This window comes from Exiguobacterium sp. s57 (assembly GCF_018617685.1).
In the GTDB taxonomy this organism is placed as follows: domain Bacteria; phylum Bacillota; class Bacilli; order Exiguobacteriales; family Exiguobacteriaceae; genus Exiguobacterium; species Exiguobacterium marinum.
The window spans coordinates 1-16636 of sequence record NZ_JACSKR010000002.1; the positions used below are offsets into that span (position 1 = coordinate 1).

At 45.0% G+C, this 16636-nt stretch carries 13 protein-coding genes; 3 read left to right on the forward strand and 10 right to left on the reverse strand.

Features of this window, described 5'->3' with window-relative positions; genetic code table 11:
- Positions 1-99 precede the first annotated feature (99 nt).
- Positions 100-1947: a sensor domain-containing phosphodiesterase gene (locus tag KNO98_RS06400; RefSeq protein ID WP_214699981.1), complete on the reverse strand. Its 1848-nt coding sequence runs from the start codon at positions 1945-1947 to the stop codon at positions 100-102.
- A 281-nt stretch (positions 1948-2228) separates the two neighbouring features.
- On the opposite strand from KNO98_RS06400, the gene KNO98_RS06405 reads away from it, so the two are divergent.
- Both KNO98_RS06405 and KNO98_RS06410 read left to right on the forward strand, forming a co-directional pair.
- Positions 2229-4001 (forward strand): C40 family peptidase, encoded by a 1773-nt coding sequence (locus tag KNO98_RS06405; protein ID WP_214699983.1) that lies wholly within the window; start codon positions 2229-2231, stop codon positions 3999-4001.
- Between the two features lie 111 nt (positions 4002-4112).
- Entirely contained in the window at positions 4113-6809 is a 2697-nt protein-coding gene (locus KNO98_RS06410; RefSeq protein ID WP_214699985.1) for an EAL domain-containing protein, read from the forward strand.
- A 12-nt stretch (positions 6810-6821) separates the two neighbouring features.
- On the opposite strand, the gene KNO98_RS06415 is transcribed toward KNO98_RS06410, so the two are convergent.
- Together KNO98_RS06415 and KNO98_RS06420 are read right to left on the reverse strand one after the other, a co-directional pair.
- On the reverse strand, positions 6822-7550 hold the full coding sequence (locus KNO98_RS06415) for a DUF3784 domain-containing protein (RefSeq protein ID WP_214699987.1): 729 nt from the start codon (positions 7548-7550) through the stop codon (positions 6822-6824).
- A gap of 97 nt (positions 7551-7647) precedes the next feature.
- Entirely contained in the window at positions 7648-8889 is a 1242-nt protein-coding gene (locus tag KNO98_RS06420) for a UDP-glucose dehydrogenase family protein (protein WP_214699988.1), read from the reverse strand.
- 125 nt (positions 8890-9014) lie between these two features.
- Between KNO98_RS06420 and KNO98_RS06425 the strand changes: the two genes are divergently transcribed.
- Positions 9015-9254 (forward strand): hypothetical protein, encoded by a 240-nt coding sequence (locus tag KNO98_RS06425; protein ID WP_026825214.1) that lies wholly within the window; start codon positions 9015-9017, stop codon positions 9252-9254.
- 83 nt (positions 9255-9337) lie between these two features.
- Here the strand turns inward: KNO98_RS06425 and KNO98_RS06430 are convergent, their stop codons facing one another.
- The 7 genes from KNO98_RS06430 to KNO98_RS06460 all read right to left on the reverse strand — a co-directional run bounded on the left by KNO98_RS06430 (position 9338) and on the right by KNO98_RS06460 (position 16522).
- Positions 9338-9979: a sugar transferase gene (locus KNO98_RS06430; protein WP_305798371.1), complete on the reverse strand. Its 642-nt coding sequence runs from the start codon at positions 9977-9979 to the stop codon at positions 9338-9340.
- Positions 9976-11532 carry a lipopolysaccharide biosynthesis protein gene (locus KNO98_RS06435; RefSeq protein ID WP_214699990.1) on the reverse strand — a complete coding sequence of 519 codons (1557 nt, stop codon included), beginning with the start codon at positions 11530-11532 and terminating at the stop codon, positions 9976-9978. Before KNO98_RS06435 ends, KNO98_RS06430 begins: the two co-directional genes overlap by 4 nt.
- Before the next feature lie 15 nt (positions 11533-11547).
- A complete protein-coding gene (locus KNO98_RS06440) occupies positions 11548-12249 on the reverse strand; it encodes a CpsD/CapB family tyrosine-protein kinase (RefSeq protein WP_026825211.1) in 702 nt (233 codons plus the stop codon).
- Positions 12218-12979 (reverse strand): YveK family protein, encoded by a 762-nt coding sequence (locus KNO98_RS06445; protein WP_214699992.1) that lies wholly within the window; start codon positions 12977-12979, stop codon positions 12218-12220. The genes KNO98_RS06440 and KNO98_RS06445 overlap by 32 nt, the downstream gene beginning before the upstream one ends.
- Positions 12980-13105: 126 nt before the next feature.
- Positions 13106-14284, reverse strand: a complete 1179-nt coding sequence (locus KNO98_RS06450; RefSeq protein ID WP_214699994.1) for a hypothetical protein — start codon at positions 14282-14284, stop codon at positions 13106-13108.
- Positions 14285-14301: 17 nt separating this feature from the next.
- On the reverse strand, positions 14302-15456 hold the full coding sequence (locus KNO98_RS06455; RefSeq protein WP_214798160.1) for a glycosyltransferase family 4 protein: 1155 nt from the start codon (positions 15454-15456) through the stop codon (positions 14302-14304).
- A 13-nt stretch (positions 15457-15469) separates the two neighbouring features.
- The gene (locus KNO98_RS06460; RefSeq protein ID WP_214699998.1) at positions 15470-16522 is read right to left on the reverse strand and encodes a glycosyltransferase family 2 protein; all 1053 of its coding nucleotides are present in this window, start codon (positions 16520-16522) and stop codon (positions 15470-15472) included.
- Positions 16523-16636: the final 114 nt, after the last annotated feature.

Consider the following 16636-nt stretch of genomic DNA (forward strand, 5'->3'; position numbering starts at 1 on the left):
CCCAAGTCGCGATGCGGCTCCGGGATTGCCTGCGGAAAGCGTGGGCGCCGGAAAGGCGAGCGATATTATTCATGTTAGTCAACAGCCTGAAAGGGACGCTCAGGCGTCCCTTGTCTGTGTCGTATAGCTAGCAATCCATGTTTCAAGTTCTTGAAGCGGCAACGGTCTAGAGAAATAGTACCCTTGCATCTCATCACAGCCGAGTCCACGTAATGCCTCCCACTGCTCAAGCGTTTCGACGCCTTCACAAACCGTCTTCAAGTTCAATCCGCGTGCTAAGTCGACGATGGATTCAACGATAACGTTCCCGGTCGGGTCGTTCTCTGTCACTTGAATGAACTGCCGATCGATTTTGATCTCATGAATCGGATAGTGCTTCAAGTAGACGAATGCTGAGAACCCGGTCCCGAAGTCATCGATGGAAATGGAAAATCCTTCTTCGCGGAAGGCGATGAAACGGTCGATGACGTGTTGCTGGTTTTCCATCCCAACGCTCTCTGTAATCTCAAGAGTCATGTAACTCGTACAGATTCCTTCTTCACGTGCGATTTGGGCAAATTTTTCGACGACCCCTTCAGATAAGAAATGACGCGCCGATAAGTTGAGCGCAAGCTCGTAGCGGTCTCCACGATTATGCCACTGTTTGAGCTGGCGACAGGCCGTTACGAACGCCCATTCTTCTAGGTCGATGATGAGCCCCGTCGATTCGGCGAGCGGAATGAAGTCGAGTGGCGGGACGAGACCACGCTCCGGATGATTCCAGCGCATCAATCCTTCGAACCCTTTCAATTTTCCAGAATCAGCAATAACTTTTGGTTGATAATATAATTCAAACTGTTCTGACAGGACTCCCAATCGTAGGTTCATCTCTAGCCTTAGGCGATCTGATGCTTTCTGTGCCATCTCCTCTTCAAAAAACGCAATGACTCCCCGCTTCCCATTCGATTGACCCGCAACAACCCGAGTTGTATGAATCATGTCTAATGTGGAGCGACCTTCAATTTCGATCGAGATGAACGCGCTCGTCGTCAACACAACATCTAATTCATTAATTCGGTATGGAAGACGTGTCACTTGCTCACATAAGTGTTCCGCAAGCGTATGCACTTTCCTCCGTTCCCCGTAAGGAATCCAAATGACAAATCCAGATTGAGACGTTCGAGCCATTCGAGACTCATCGACCACCTTGCGCAATCGACTCGCCATTTCTTTGACAATCAAATCAGACGCTTCAGAACCGATAGCATCTTCAATCGATCGAAAATCATCGGCTCGAATATAAAGAACAGCACCGAGAAAACCTTCCGTATGAAGACGAAGTGAATCGATTTCATCGACAAACGCGTACTTATTCATCAATCCCGTTAATTCATCCGTATAGGCCAGTTGATGAAGATGTTCATCAACTAACTGGCGGTCGAGTCGAAAGTAAAGGATTGCGATAAAGTCCGCAAGCGTGCTCACAATTAATTCTTCAAGATAGTTCCACTTCCGCGGTAAAAATGTTTCGCAACAAATCACACCTTTAGCGCGATTGTTCGCGTAAATCGGAGCATCGAGCATCGAGTAGATACGCTGACCTTCCACAAAATACTCTGTGTATAGTTCCTTCACCCACGGGTGACTTCGAACGTCCTCGAACGTGAGGACCCGTTCTGTCTGAAGCGCCTCAAAATAGTCCGCTGCGAGTTCACGATGAACCGACAACTTCGGATAATGTGTACCTGATTCGTGAGAATAGGCGACTTGGCACGAAATGGATTGATATGATGTGTCAAAATGCCAAATTGACACTGTATCGACCGCCAGCATATCAGCGACGATCTCACACATATATCGAATCGCCTCCTGTACGGTTTTCTCGGTCACAATCGGCATTCTCACGAGTTCGAACAGTTTCTCTTGATGTTTACGATATGTTCGGTTTGAAAAGTTCTTCTCGATCATCAGTCTGCCACCTCACCAAATTTATTTTGACCTAATGATAGCATGAAACATCACACGTCACGTTTTCCAAAATTCAACAGAAAGTCAATACTTCCTCCTTTTTCGAATCCGTTAAATATCCATTTATACCCATTTATAAATTATTGACCTCCTTTTCAATAAAAGGACGTGAATTGACCTTTTGCCCCATTGCTTGCTCATTTCGTCTCACCGTACAATAAACTTGTATTGTCTCACTTGTTGAATGGTTTCATTCTCACTCTTTGAAAGGATGTGACGCTATGAATTCAAAGTCTGGTCTCACTTACTCATTCGCGGCTCTCGCAGCGGTAAGTATACTTACCCACGCGGACGAAGCTGCGGCTGCGACCACGCATACGGTACGTTCTGGTGATACATTATGGTCCATCAGCCGTTCCTACGATGTATCTGTCGCGACGGTTAAATCTTTGAACGGACTATCCTCTAACAATATTCGCGTCGGTCAGACACTACGTCTCACAGGAAATGCGTCTGCATCGACAGGCGGTTCATCGTTGACCGCTGCGAGTACGAATCGTGTCACGACGACGCATGCGTTGAACATGCGACTCGCCGGAGGAACGTGGCACCGCGTCCTCTTGACGATTCCAAAAGGCAAAACGCTCACCCCGATTCAATCAAAAGGATCGTGGACGAAAGTCAGTTACGGCGGACAGACCGGGTGGGTGCATAACGACTATTTACAAAAAGCTTCCACGTCAAGCGGAGCAGACACGCCTTCGACTGTCACACCGAACGCGGCGACGGCCCAAACGAAAGTAAACTTGAATCTTCGCTCGTCGAAGTCAACAAAGACGACCGTGGTGCTCACGATTCCTAAGGGCAAGACGGTCACCGTCTTAGCTGTCGAAGGCTCATGGTCGAAAGTAAAGTACGGGACAAAAACTGGATATGTCGCCAATACATATTTAACGACATCTGAATCAGCGACATCTACGTCACCGAGTACAGAACAATCCATCAACCAACAGTTCACCACGACCGCAAACTTGAATGTTCGGCAAGGTGCCGGCATCGGCTACGCCCTCGTCACGTCCATCCCGAACGGCACGGTCGTCCAGGCGACGAAACAGTCAGGTAGCTGGTACTATGTCACGTATAATGGTAAATCCGGATACGTGAGCGCCGGTTATTTAAAGCAAACGACCACGACACCGAGTGACCCTGCCCCCAATGAAGGAGATGCCGGTGCTGGCAATGCCACTGTTGATTACATCGTCAACACTCCCTCTTTGAACGTCCGTTCGAGCTCTTCAACGAGTGCGACGATCATCGGTAGTGTCAAAGCGGGACAGACGTTGCGCGTCGTCGAGTCTTCAAAAGGTTGGCTACAAATCTATTACGGGAATACGGTCGGCTTTGTTGCCTCGGCCTATGTGAAAACGGTCCCGAAAGGCTCGGCAGAAGGTCCGGCTTGGGTCGAAGGTTCCTATGACGCAAACTCGTACTATACGTACTATCCGACTTCGATTCGGTCACAGGCGAGCGAGGCGAGCAGTACGGTCGGTTCGACACTCCGCGGAGAACTGTTGAACATCATTGGAGAGACGGCTACGCACTATCGGCTCTCTTCAGGATTTGTCGCAAAATCAGCCGTCACAGAAATCAAAGGACAAAGCGCTCAGTCGACACGACTTTCGACCATCCAGGTCGCTAAACAGTATGTGGGTACACCATACGTGTGGGCATCTTCTAGCCCGGCCAACGGCGGATTCGATTGTTCAGGTCTCATCTATTATGTATTCAATCAATCCGGTGTCAGCATCCCACGTACGAACGTGGCCAATTATTGGAGCGGCGCTTACTTCGGAGCACAATTACCGAAGTCGTTCGTCCCGCAGCCCGGTGATCTCGTCTTTTTCGAAAACACATATACCGCAGGACCATCGCATATGGGCATCATGATTAACTCTGATACATTCATCCATGCCGGTTCATACGGATTAGGTTATAACCAAATCAGTAAAGAACCGTATTGGCAATCACGCTTGATCGGTTATAAGCGCCCGTGACTTTAGTCACGTTAATAAACCCGACAAAAGTCGGGTTTTTCTTTCGTTTTGCAGGAATTTCATCCCGTGACCCGAAATCGGAGTATGATGAAGAAAAAAAGGAGGTGCCGGATGGGCCAATCCCGTTTCGCGAAAATTCCATACCGTATCTACACGATGGCGCTTGCGGTCGCTTGTCTCATCGGTGTCTTGTTGTTTGGGCTTGGAACGAATTTTTATTGGCATGAAAAACAAGAAGCCATCGACCAGACAATCGCGAATTTGAGTCAGGCGGCAGACCTGGCTGGTGTCGAAGCGTATGTGACGCTCTTCGAGGCGGCGACCCGTTACGAGGAACAGTCGAATCAGACGTCATCGTTCTTATCCACACCGTACAAAGAACGGGCACTCCAATACAATGATCGTTTATTGAACGACTTCGAAGCTGGTATAAACGAACGGGAACGAGAGACGCTTCAGACGTTCTCGAACGATTTGAACCGTATTCTCGAAGAAGAGCGATTCGAGACGGTCCCGAACGATGTCATCAGTTCAATCAATCGCCGTTGGCTCTATCAAGCGCTCGAACAAACGAATCAACCGAATGCAGCTTATGAACTGATTGACGCCATTATGCGGATGCAATCGATGCTCATGCGAAACGGCGCTTCTTTACTTGGTGATTCAATTGACGAGAACCAACTGGCCAGTACCGTTGATTTGATTGTAGGCGAAGCGGCAATCATCCAAACAATCATCGCATCGAACACAACGTTACAAACGAAAGCCGTCATCGACGTGGCAGAAAGTGGTCAATCGTTCGCCAATATGGCAAACCGTGAGGCATCTCTCGAAGCTCGTTATGTCAATTCAACGAACGTCTACGAAGATGCGTATGGGGCTCTTCGCTCGATTCGCTCTACTTCAGAGGTCGCGCTACGAGAAGAAAGTAAACATTACCAAATTCTCGCCACTACCTCATTCGTCATGACATTCCTCTTATCACTCGGACTGATTTTCCTGCTTTACTATACGCGCAAGCGTTACAATCACGATTTGGCGCACCTCAAGGCACGAGCGCTTGCTATCGATCCAAGTCTCACGCCGGTTGAAGAAATGTTCCCGAAGACGCATGACTTCCGTGGCATCGAGGACGAGTTACGCGAGATTGCCGCAAGCGTTCATTCGACCTTCCATGAGCTCGAGAATCGCTCACAGGATCTCGTGCGCTATCACGAACGTTGGTCGTCCCTCTTTTCAGAGACCGGGCTCGCCATCGCGCTGATGGATGATTCTTATAATCTGATTGAACGAAATGAGATGTTCCGTCAGTTTTTTGGCGATCGAAATTTATATGAGATCAACCAACTGTTCACCGAGACGGGTCGCCGTCTGTTCGAACAAGCACTTGAAGGCGTGACCGACCAAGGAACGAGCGCCCAATTCATCATCCATTTGAAAGGCGAACATACTCGTTATTTGAACGTGAAATTGACACCGCTAAAACGGGAAGAACAATTGACATATTATTTGATTGTTGAAGATGAGACCGATCGTGTCGAGCGGGAACGAAAAGTCGACCGTCTCGTGCGCTTTGATTTGGCGACCAACCTCTACAACGAGTATGGCTTCATCCGCAGATGGGAGAATCAAGAGATTGACGGTGCATTCGTCTTGATTAGACTGCACGACTACCATCACCTCGTCGATTGGTACGATCCGGCATACGCCGATCTTCTCATGAACGAGTTCGCGCGCACCGTCGAGGCTCGCCTGTCCAAATATGCACAACATCTATTCGGACGGTATCGGGACGACACGTTCATGCTGTATGTCAGAGGCTTCTCTTTTGAGGATGAACATGAATTATTGGAACTGTTCCCGACGGAATTGACAGTCAATCATAAACGACAAAATGTACACATCCAAATCGGTGCAACCGAGACGAAACCTGCGTATAACGATTGTTTGTTCGAGGCGATGAAGGCGTTACAACACGCTAAAGAAACCCGCATTCCATCCGTTTGGTATGACTCAGACATCCTAGCCCAAATGCAACTCGCCGCACTGATTGAGCAGGCGCTTCCAGAGGCGATCCGAAAAGGTGAATTGACGGTCGCCTATCAGCCACAAGTCGAGCTGAAAACAGGCCGTGTCGTCGGAGCGGAAGTACTCGCCCGCTGGACACATCCTGACGTCGGAGTCATTCCACCGAACGAATTCATTCGTGTCGCAGAGCGATCCGATCAAATCTTATGGCTATCGCATAACATTCTCGACCAGACGATCGCACAGCTCGTCGCGTGGCAAGACACGCCTTTCGAAGACATCTCACTGTCGTTCAACTTGTCGGCTCATTCGGTCGACCCGTCGATTGTAGCGAAACTTCGGGACTCCATCGAGCTACATCCTTGGCTACCGGACCGATTGAAGATTGAATTGACGGAGTCGTCAGATATTATGTCGTATGAGAGTGAACTCGAACGGTTAGAAGATATCGCCGACCTCGGATATTGCCTCTCGATTGACGACTTCGGGACCGGATATGCCTCATTCGAAGCGATTTGGCATTTGCCGATTCAAGAAGTCAAAATCGACCGGATGTATGTGAGTGGGAAGGCGAAAGAAAGTACATCCTTCTTACGTGCCGTGTCGCGTTTTGCGAACGAGCAACAGCTGACCGCCCTCGCTGAAGGCATCGAGACCGATGACGACCTGTCACGAATGATTCATGAAGGAGTCGAGCTCGGGCAGGGCTACTACTTCTCACCCGCTCTTGATGCGGCTTCATTTGAAACTTGGGTCAACACGAAGGGACACTCGCATTGAGTGTCCCTTTTTTCAGCGTGATTGAATCTCTTCATATAATGCTCGCGTCGCTTCTGTCGAGGACTGATTGAGATAGATTGGTTCTGCCGACCAATCGAGTCGAATGACCGGTTCGACATCGCGATCGATAAACAGGAGGACATCTTCTCCTGCTTCCGTGCGAAAATGTCCCGTCAGGCGTGTTCCCGTGTCTGCTCCGTTCGTCCGACGCGCGATGTCCGGTAAGATTGTCCATGTCACGTCTTCCACTTCATCGAGCGGGACTTCACGACCATAACTGCCTTCAATGACAATCACCGAGTCTGTTACAGTCACTTCAGTCGGTTGACTGAACCAAAATAGGAGCGCGGGCACACCGACGAGTAATATGACAGAGACGATGATGATTGGGATGAGGCGCTTTTTCCCACCCGGTCTCAAACGACCAGATTCATCAAAGATGTTCCCGTCATACCGCTGCATCCGCCAAAGCATGGCGACGATGAAGACGAATAGGACGAGAAAGAACGGTTCGAGTGGTGCGCTCCATCCAGACAAGTCGATGAGTGCGATCAACAGAAACATCGCGCCAATGCCGTAACACATCCAAGCAATCAGTCGCGCCACCCGCTTGATGTCGACACGTTCTTGCCTCTCTTTAGACATCGTATTATACCCTGAGATCAGATGATACCAGCCGAACCTATCTACCGCGAATCCTAACGCGACGACGATTCCTGCTGCTAGAATGAGAATCCACATATGCCTCGCCTCCTCTCCTTTCTTTACGATACAAGACTTCTGAAGGATTCAAATTACACGAAAACAGGACCGCCTATATGAGCAGTCCTGAACAATATTAGTTTGAAGTCGGTGTGTTCGATGGACGCTGCATCCGTCCGGTTCCTTCGTACGAAACAGCACCCGGGTCGCGCGCAAACTTCCACGCGTTTCGCGCATCAATCAAGCGACGCTGGCGCATACTCGAAAAGGACTCCGGTCTCAAATTCACGAGCTCATCCCATTCCGTGACGAGAACAGCACAGTCCGCACCATGCAACGCCTCTTCAATCGATGCCGCCTGCGGATACTCCCACGTCGCAATCGGATCATATCCGATGACTTCAACGTCTCGGGCGACCATATGGTGCGCGAGTAAAATCGACGGGGCATCCCGCATATCGTCCGTTCCCGGCTTGAATGCCAAACCAAGAATCGCAACCCGCATGTTCGGTTGAAGATTTAGTTTAGACAGCACATATTCGATTTGCGTCTCATTCACTTTTGCCGCCGCTCGGATGACACGCAAGTCAGTCTCGTTCTCTTTCGCGACATGAAGCAGTGCGTTCATATCTTTCGGGAAGCACGATCCGCCATATCCAATTCCTGCGTTTAAGAACGAGCGCCCGATACGCGGATCGAGTCCCATTCCATCCGCAATTGTTGTAATATCAGCACCTGCTTTATCGGCTAAGCGCGACAAGTCATTCATGAAGCTGATTTTCGTGGCCAAAAATGCATTCGATGCGTATTTGATGAGTTCTGCGTTGATGGGTGTCGTACAGATGAGTGGAACGCCGAGACGACCGTATATGCCGGCCAGCTCCTCTGACACTTCAAGGTCCTCACAGCCGATAACGACCCGATGTGGCTTCATGACATCCGCAAGTGCACGTCCCTCTTGTAAAAATTCAGGTACGATCGCAAACGTATGAGAGGGATACATGATGTTCAATAAATCTGTCGTGCCGGGGGGGACTGAACTACGAATGATAATTTTATGCTTCGTTCTCAGTTCCGAAAGGACTGCTTCGATATAGGATAAGTCACAGCTACCATCTGACTTGCTCGGTGTCCCGACCGCAAGAATCAAATAGTCGACCTGCTCCGTATCCGCAACACGATCTGTTAACGTGATTTGATCGGCGTGCTCTTGTAGCACCTCTGCCATGCCTGGTTCATGGAATGGTGGGTGTCCACTCATGAGGAGACGTAACTTCTCTTCGTCAGCCTCGACACCGATGACGTGATGACCGGCTTTTGCCAATCCGCAAAGCGTGGCCAATCCAACGTATCCTAAACCAATAATTCCAAATTTCACATCTGTTCCTCCTTCAATCATCTTTTATAAGCGTACCGAAACACGCCTAAGAAGTGAAGCTTCTAACACTCTCTCGATGTTCTTTGCTATAATGAGTCAAAATGATGGGTGAAAGGACAAATTGCATGGGCTTAATCGCTTTCTTCTTAGTGACCTTGTTCGTTTATTTCTGGTTTCCGGTCCGGGGGGGACTGAAAACTTTTTTACTTGTATTAATCATGGTGAGCGGATGGCTCTCGATTTTTGAACTTGTTGCCATTCTAGAAGCTCGACCGTGGATCTTTGCACCAATCCTAATCGTCATTGCTTCAGTGATTTGGAAAGTACAACGCGACCGGAAGCAACAAATGAAGAAAAGTGTTTGACACTCAGTCAGGCGCTTTTTCTTTTTGTGTTATTCGAGAAATTCTGTAAAACTCCTGTATCCATGCAAAAACAAAAAACGCTCTCAGCGGGTGAGGGCGTCTTCTTTGTGATTTTGTTCGCTACCCATAAATGCTTCCATCGTCGCCGATGTTTCCGAAGAGATTCCATCTCTTTTGAGTACTTTATAGGCGGTTTGAAAGATAATCTTCCAGTCACCTATAAACGTGATGTCGTCGACATATTGCACATCCATCTCGAATCGTTCTTCCCACGATAAACGATTGCGCCCGTTCACTTGTGCAAGACCAGTCAATCCCGGTCTCACCTCATGGCGGCGCATTTGTCTATCGTTATAACGTGGTAAATACTCAACGAGCAGAGGCCGCGGTCCAACGATGGATAAATCACCTTTCACAATGTTCATCAAACTAGGCAATTCATCGATGCTGAGCGAACGCAACTTTTGCCCGAATGATGTCAAACGCTTGTCATCGGAAAGAAGTTCTCCCACCTCGTCCCTTTCGTCTGTCATTGTCCGGAATTTAATCATCTCAAAAATTACACCGTCTTTTCCGGGACGCTTTTGCTTGAATAAAACCGGTCCACCTAGTTTAAGGCGAATCAGAAGAGCAGTCCCCCCTATGAGAGGACTAAGTAACACTAAAGCAACTATTGCTAACAAAAGATCTTGAGGGCGCTTAAAAAAACGACGATACATGTTCATTTGAGTTCTCCCTTCTTTATACGCTTAAACGGAAGAATCGATTGAATCAAATCTTTTTCAAACTGATTCACCGTAAAGAACCAAGTAAACACCGCATAGAGAGCAACAAATCCCACTGCTTTATATAAAAATTCAATCATATTTGAGGATGGATGTAGGTGTTGAATCACCATCCCGATAACTAATGTCAACAAAAGTCCAGGCAGTAGCTGTAAATGACATTCTTTAAAAAATCGCAAAACATCTATCTTTAATATTTTTACGTAGATGATATTCATAAATACAGCATTTCCACTTAAGTAACCAATCATGAGAGCGAGTGCTGCTCCACTCGCGCCATAGGCCCCACTCAAAAATATTGCGAGCACTAAACCGATGACTGCCGAGATTACCATCCCGTAAGCTCGATACCGAATTTGATTTGTCGTTACAAGGTGGATGTTTGCAATTTCTTGAGGAAGCGTAATCACACCCATCGCAATGAGTAACGACGCAACAATATATGATTCGCGAAATGCATCACCTACCCAAAAGTGAATAAATTCCGATCCAATCGCAATGAATGTTACTGTAATGAATCCCACAACATAGAGTTGAATCCTACCAACCCGAATCATCAGGTTTTCGATATCTTTAACATCACCTGAATGGGTGAGCCTTGATACTTTTGGCAAAAAAAGTGAATTGACTGCTGTCGCTATAAGCAATACATAACCTTGAACAACCATCCCGATCGAAAAGATTGCAACGGCAACCCCACTTGCTACAATCACAAGTACTGTCGGCATGATATTCATTAGAAAGTTATGTGTTGCAGCAACAGTCGTTTGCCAAGAGGAAAAAACAAAAATTTCACGGTACATCCCTTTCCCGCTGGCCATGAAGTCTATTTTAGTATCTGTATATTTCCAGATGTATAGTACTTTGAAAATATTATTTAATAATATAACAATCGCATTGATTACAACGAGCGCATATACGCCATACCCCATCACAAGAGCTACGATTGTACAGGTTACAATCACTACTTTCTCAAAAAATAGCAATGAATTGAATTGAATGAAACGCTCATTTACGATAAACACTGCATCGAGTGGCTTAGATATTAGGGTAATCAAAATGTAAAAAGCAACAATTGGGTACATAAATTGTAGTTTCTCTAAATCACCAGCACTCAAATTACCGTAAAGATTATCTAGAAACACATATAAAATGGCTAACACGACCGCTAATATAAAGGTCAGCAAAAAAAATAATTTATAGGCGATGCCTAGAAAGCGGATTTCACCTTGCCGATCCCCATCATTTCGATATTTACTTAAAAATCTGGCAACTACTACTTCAAGACCTAGATTAAATGCGAAAATGGCAATGATGGAAAACGATAAAATGTATAATCCATAATTAGCTTGACCAATCTTTCCGATCATCCATGGCGTATAGAGAAATCCTGAAATGATATTGAAACCAATTGAAACGTAGGATACCAAGGCACCATATTTAATTTGATTCGAACTGACTTCTTCCGGTTCGAGAGCATATTTGGTCGCCATAGGTATCCCTCCTTTTTATTGATATGCATAATAGTAGTTATTTCGATCCTTTCGATACTCACGGCGATTTAACACAAGACCTAGAATTTTGGTGCCTGTCATTGTCAATTGATCACGCGCTTTTACTACTTCATCCCGATCTGAAGCTTCGCAACTCACAACGAGAACTGTCCCGTCAACCTCAGTCGCAATCACTCGACTATCCGCAACTTGCATCACTGGTGGTGCATCTAAAATAATGATGTCAAACTGGGTCTGCACTTGATCTAACATTTCTTTAAAGGAAGGTGCAGAGAGTAGTTCTGATGGATTCGGTGGAATGACGCCTGCCGTCATCACGTATAAGTTTTCAAGTTGAGTTTGTTGAATGGCAAGATCAATTGTGACACGTTTTGCAAGAACATTTGAAAGGCCATTCTTCGTATCTAGTCGGAAGATTTGGTGCATTGTTGGACGACGCATGTCACAATCAACGACTAGTACACGTTTACCTAATTGAGCATATACAACGGCTAAGTTTCCAGCGGTTGTCGATTTCCCTTCTCCAGTAAAAGTCGAGGTTACAAGTATTGTTTGTAGTCCAGTACCGAGCGACGTATATTCAAGATTTGTACGTAGTGTACGATATTGTTCGGAGATTGGCGATTTCGGATCTGAGATTGTAATTAAATTTCGGTTCATATTTCTATGAAAGCTTTCTTTGTGTTTTCGGAACATATTTTTCTCCCTCCTTTACTTGATTCGATGAGTGCGAATTATGTTTATCTGTTTTGAACGATTGACGTTCAAATAGAGGAATCGAAGCAATCACTGGTATTCCAAGTATGGCTTCTGCTTCCGCCTCAGTTCGAATTTGTTTGTTGAAAAGATGTCTAATTAATACGAAGGCGCTACTGAAAATGAACCCGAGGAGTATACCAATTGCAGTGTTCCGTGGAATATTTGGCTCTACCGGTTCAATCGGAACAGATGAAGGTGACAAAATTTGTGTATTATCGACTTTCATTAAGCTTGGAATCTCACTTGAAAATACCAAACCTAATTCATTCGCAATACTTGCAGCCATTTCCCCTGATCCTGCGGTAGCACGAACTGTAATGACTTGCGAATTTTCTTCGCTTTCAATAACAATTTGTTCTTCTAAGTTTTCAGGGGCATTCGGGATATTTTCACGCACTTCATTTAGAATGATTGGACTTTTCATAATAATTCGATACGTATTAATCAGCCCCTGCGATGATTGGATCTGATTACTGTCTAACGCTTCAGTCCCATTTTGTTTTGGTACCACCAAAATTTGCGTCGAAGCTTCATACGTCGGTGGGATTACATACCGACTTAACGAGTAGGCAATCGCTCCTATTAAAATCATCGTCATTAAAATAAGCCACTTTTTAGATTTCAAAATAAACCAAGTATCCTGGATTGACGAGTTGATATCTCTCACGGTGACTATACCTCCCTTACTTTTTCGACTGTCGACACCATTATGAATTAGATAGTGAACCTTTCCCTCTCCGAAAATCATTCAATTCAAAATAGGAAGGAGATACTTATCATTCTTTTGAAATCTTCATTGGCGAGAGAATGACGATGACTTTTTCCCTGTTTCAGCACGATACTGACTATAGGTGACAACGAATACAAGTAAAATCAGTAAATATGCAATAGCTCGTAATCGTAATGATGTACCAATGTTGTCGTTGGTGATGGCAATCAGTCCGTTCCATACAAAAGCTTGTGTCAAAATGAAACCTTGAACTTTCGTCACCCACCCTCTTCTCAACCATAGAAACCCTAAAATCAAAATCATCGGAACCGCTTCAATTACAAAGGCGATTAATGTAGACACGCTCCGAATGTGCCATGGCAAAGGTCCAACTAAGTTACCCAAATAACTGTGTGCATAATTTGCCAAGAAACCTAGATAATTCGTTGCATCAAGTTGAATCCCCATTTGACTACTCCCCCCTAACTGACCTAGCCCGCTGGATCGATACTGTAAGGCAGAGCGAAGTGTACGTTCAACAATAGGAACTTGGATATCCATAAAGAATGAATAAATGACGCCGAATACAATAAGAAACATAATTAGGAATACAACAGGACGCTTAACGAGTGTAACTACAAACCAAATACTCATCGCCAACACAAAAGAAAGAAGAGCGTAAGTTCGGAATTGACCGAGTAGCCAAATTGTCGGAACAAGGAGCATGAAATAGGTCCAATTCTTTTCAAATAACCAACGTGTAGCTAAATATGTGGCAGTCACGAACAACATATAAATCCATACATCCCGAAAAATTGACGTAGTGATATTGAAAAACAAACTAATATAGGCGATATAACTGACAAGTGAGAGGAGATAAGCTCTTTTTCGAATTTCTGTGGCATTTTTCTTTAGAGAAATAGATTCCAATTGGACAGTTACTAATTTCAGTGAAAAGTGGATAAGCAATACGACACCAACAAAGTTAAACATACGAATCGCAAATACACTTTCCGCCCCAATCAGTTGGAGGTATTTCCCAATAATCCAAGGGTATATAGAAGTTCGGATCCACGATAAGTCATAAAAGACATTCATGGCTTGTTCCCAATAAAATAGGCCGTCATCTCCCCCACCAAAAATTTGAAAAGATATACCATTCCCACTTACATAAATGGCAAGCATATAAAAGACTGTCGTCGCAAGTAAGTAATAAATCAGTACTAAATATCGTACGATACTCACTTCTGATCCAAGTTTCATGACGGCACCCCCTCACTTTAATGTCCAGAAGCCTGAACGGACTCGTAAATTCGTCTCATTTCGATTTTTGACTGCTCAATATCATAGGACTTAGCAGTTTTTATATTATTCGACCCCATCTGGTGTGCCACTTTTAAATCAATACGCATCATTTGAATCGCTCGGGCAAAACCTGCGATGTCATCAGGTGCACATTTATAACCCGTCACACCTTCAACTGAATAATCATTGATTCCATGAACATTTGATGTGATTAGAGGCAGGCCCGCTGCCATCGCTTCTAGGGCCGCCATGCCTAGCCCTTCCCTCCTAGAAGGAAAAACGAAGCAGTCGGCAGCTTTCATCACTTCAAATACATCTTCTCGAAATCCTAGTAAATGTACTTGTTCTTTTAGTTCAAGTTCGATAATCATTCGTTCGAGGCGCTGTTTCGAATCGCCGGTTCCGGCAATCCAATATTGAACGTTTCGATCTTTCAACGTCGCAATCGCTCGGATGATCGTTTCATGATTTTTATTTTCATTCAGTTCTCCGACCGACAACAGTACAAAGTTTGAATCTTGGTAAACACCTAAATTATTGCGTTTCTCAGATCGATTGATGGAGATTTGCTCAATTCGATTCGTATCGACTCCAATCCCAGGTATCCGGAACGTACGAGACGTTTTGAACGTCAATGCCCGTTCATAATCCTCTTTATTCACCGTGACCAGTGTATCTGTTAAATGAGCAAGTGTACGCTCCACAGGATAATAAAGTAACCAATTAAGCGAAGGACTACCTCTGAAAAAGTGAAACCCGTGCGCTGTATACATACAGGGAGTCTCGGTTTGGCGAGCAACCAGTCTACCAATCACCCCACCGATTGGAGAGTGGCAATGTATAAATTCATACGTTTGTTGTGAAAGTACATCTTTCAATTGTTGAAAAGCTTTAACATGCCGGTTTATTTTTTTTATGTCACGTTCAAAATCGATTTGGAACATGGAAACCCCTTCTCTTTGAAGACTCTCCCGAATACGTGTGATTTTTTCTTTAGAGTACATACTCCCCCACTCAAAATTCGTTGCAACATGAACCTCATAACCCATTTCCTGTAGTATTCTGATGTTGTCACGATTAAAACTTTCAATCATGGATACAACCGACGCGACCATGAGGACACGTTTCATTATCAACACCCCTTTATACACGTTTCCGTAAATAGTCGACACTCCGTAACATTAGAACGAGTGAAATGGTCTGTTCACGTTTACAAAGTTGGAAGAACGTCCTCCATTTCAAATCGAAGTACTTCATATCAATTTGAGAATATGCTTGGCGAAATTCTTTTTGACGCAACACTTGCTTCAACGTTTCCGCTTGATTCAAAAGTGATTTTTGAGACCAAATCTCATTCAACCCAATCCCAATCATGCTTAGTGCGATTCGATTATAAAGCGCACGATTGTAATCTTCACCGAGATTTCGCTCTTCGATATAACGCATGAGGATGTGAAAAAACTCAATCCGAGAAGCAATCAAATTTTTTTGATACATACTTGTCATCGATGTTACATTCGTCTTCCGATAATGATAAACAGGATAATCGATATAAATAAATCGTTTACAATTCTCCAACGCACGAATTTGATAGTATAAATCTGCGAATGATCCATATGTGCTATCAAAGGATAAATGTTTAATCAAATCACGATGATATAAGGTAATACAATTTGAATTCAGGGCGTCCACTGTTTCCGGACGAGCTAGTTCCTCACCCATAAGTCCGAATAAACGCCGATGAACGTATCGCTTGGTTTCTTCTTCATCGTAAGACAGGAAGTTTGCGTTAAAAATATGTTTAGGTAAAGAACGTCCCTCGTATTCTCGGACATATGTTCCCATAACTGCATCTGCTCGTTCTCTCTCGGCATGTTCTACCATTAGGCGAATGGCGTCCAGATCGAGCCAATCATCACTATCAACGAACATGATGTATTCTCCATCTGCCAAATTGAGTCCTCGATTCCGAGAAAATGAACACCCTCTATTTGTCTGATCATATAGTTGCACGCGTAAATCCGAGTCATACTGCAGTAAAACACCAAAACTGTTATCCGTACTTCCATCATTGATACAGATAATTTCAAGGTTTGGATAGGTTTGATTGACAAGACTTTCAAGGCATTGTTCGATGTAAGGTGCAGTGTTATAAATAGGAACAACTAGACTGACTAACGGCATGCTCTTTGGCATCCTTCTCACTCCTTCTATGCTGTTTGTCTCAAGGTGTACGGGGCAATCAGATATGACGTTATATGTCATTGTTCCCATTCAAAAAAATGGATAAATCCGAATTGAAGAGAGTTC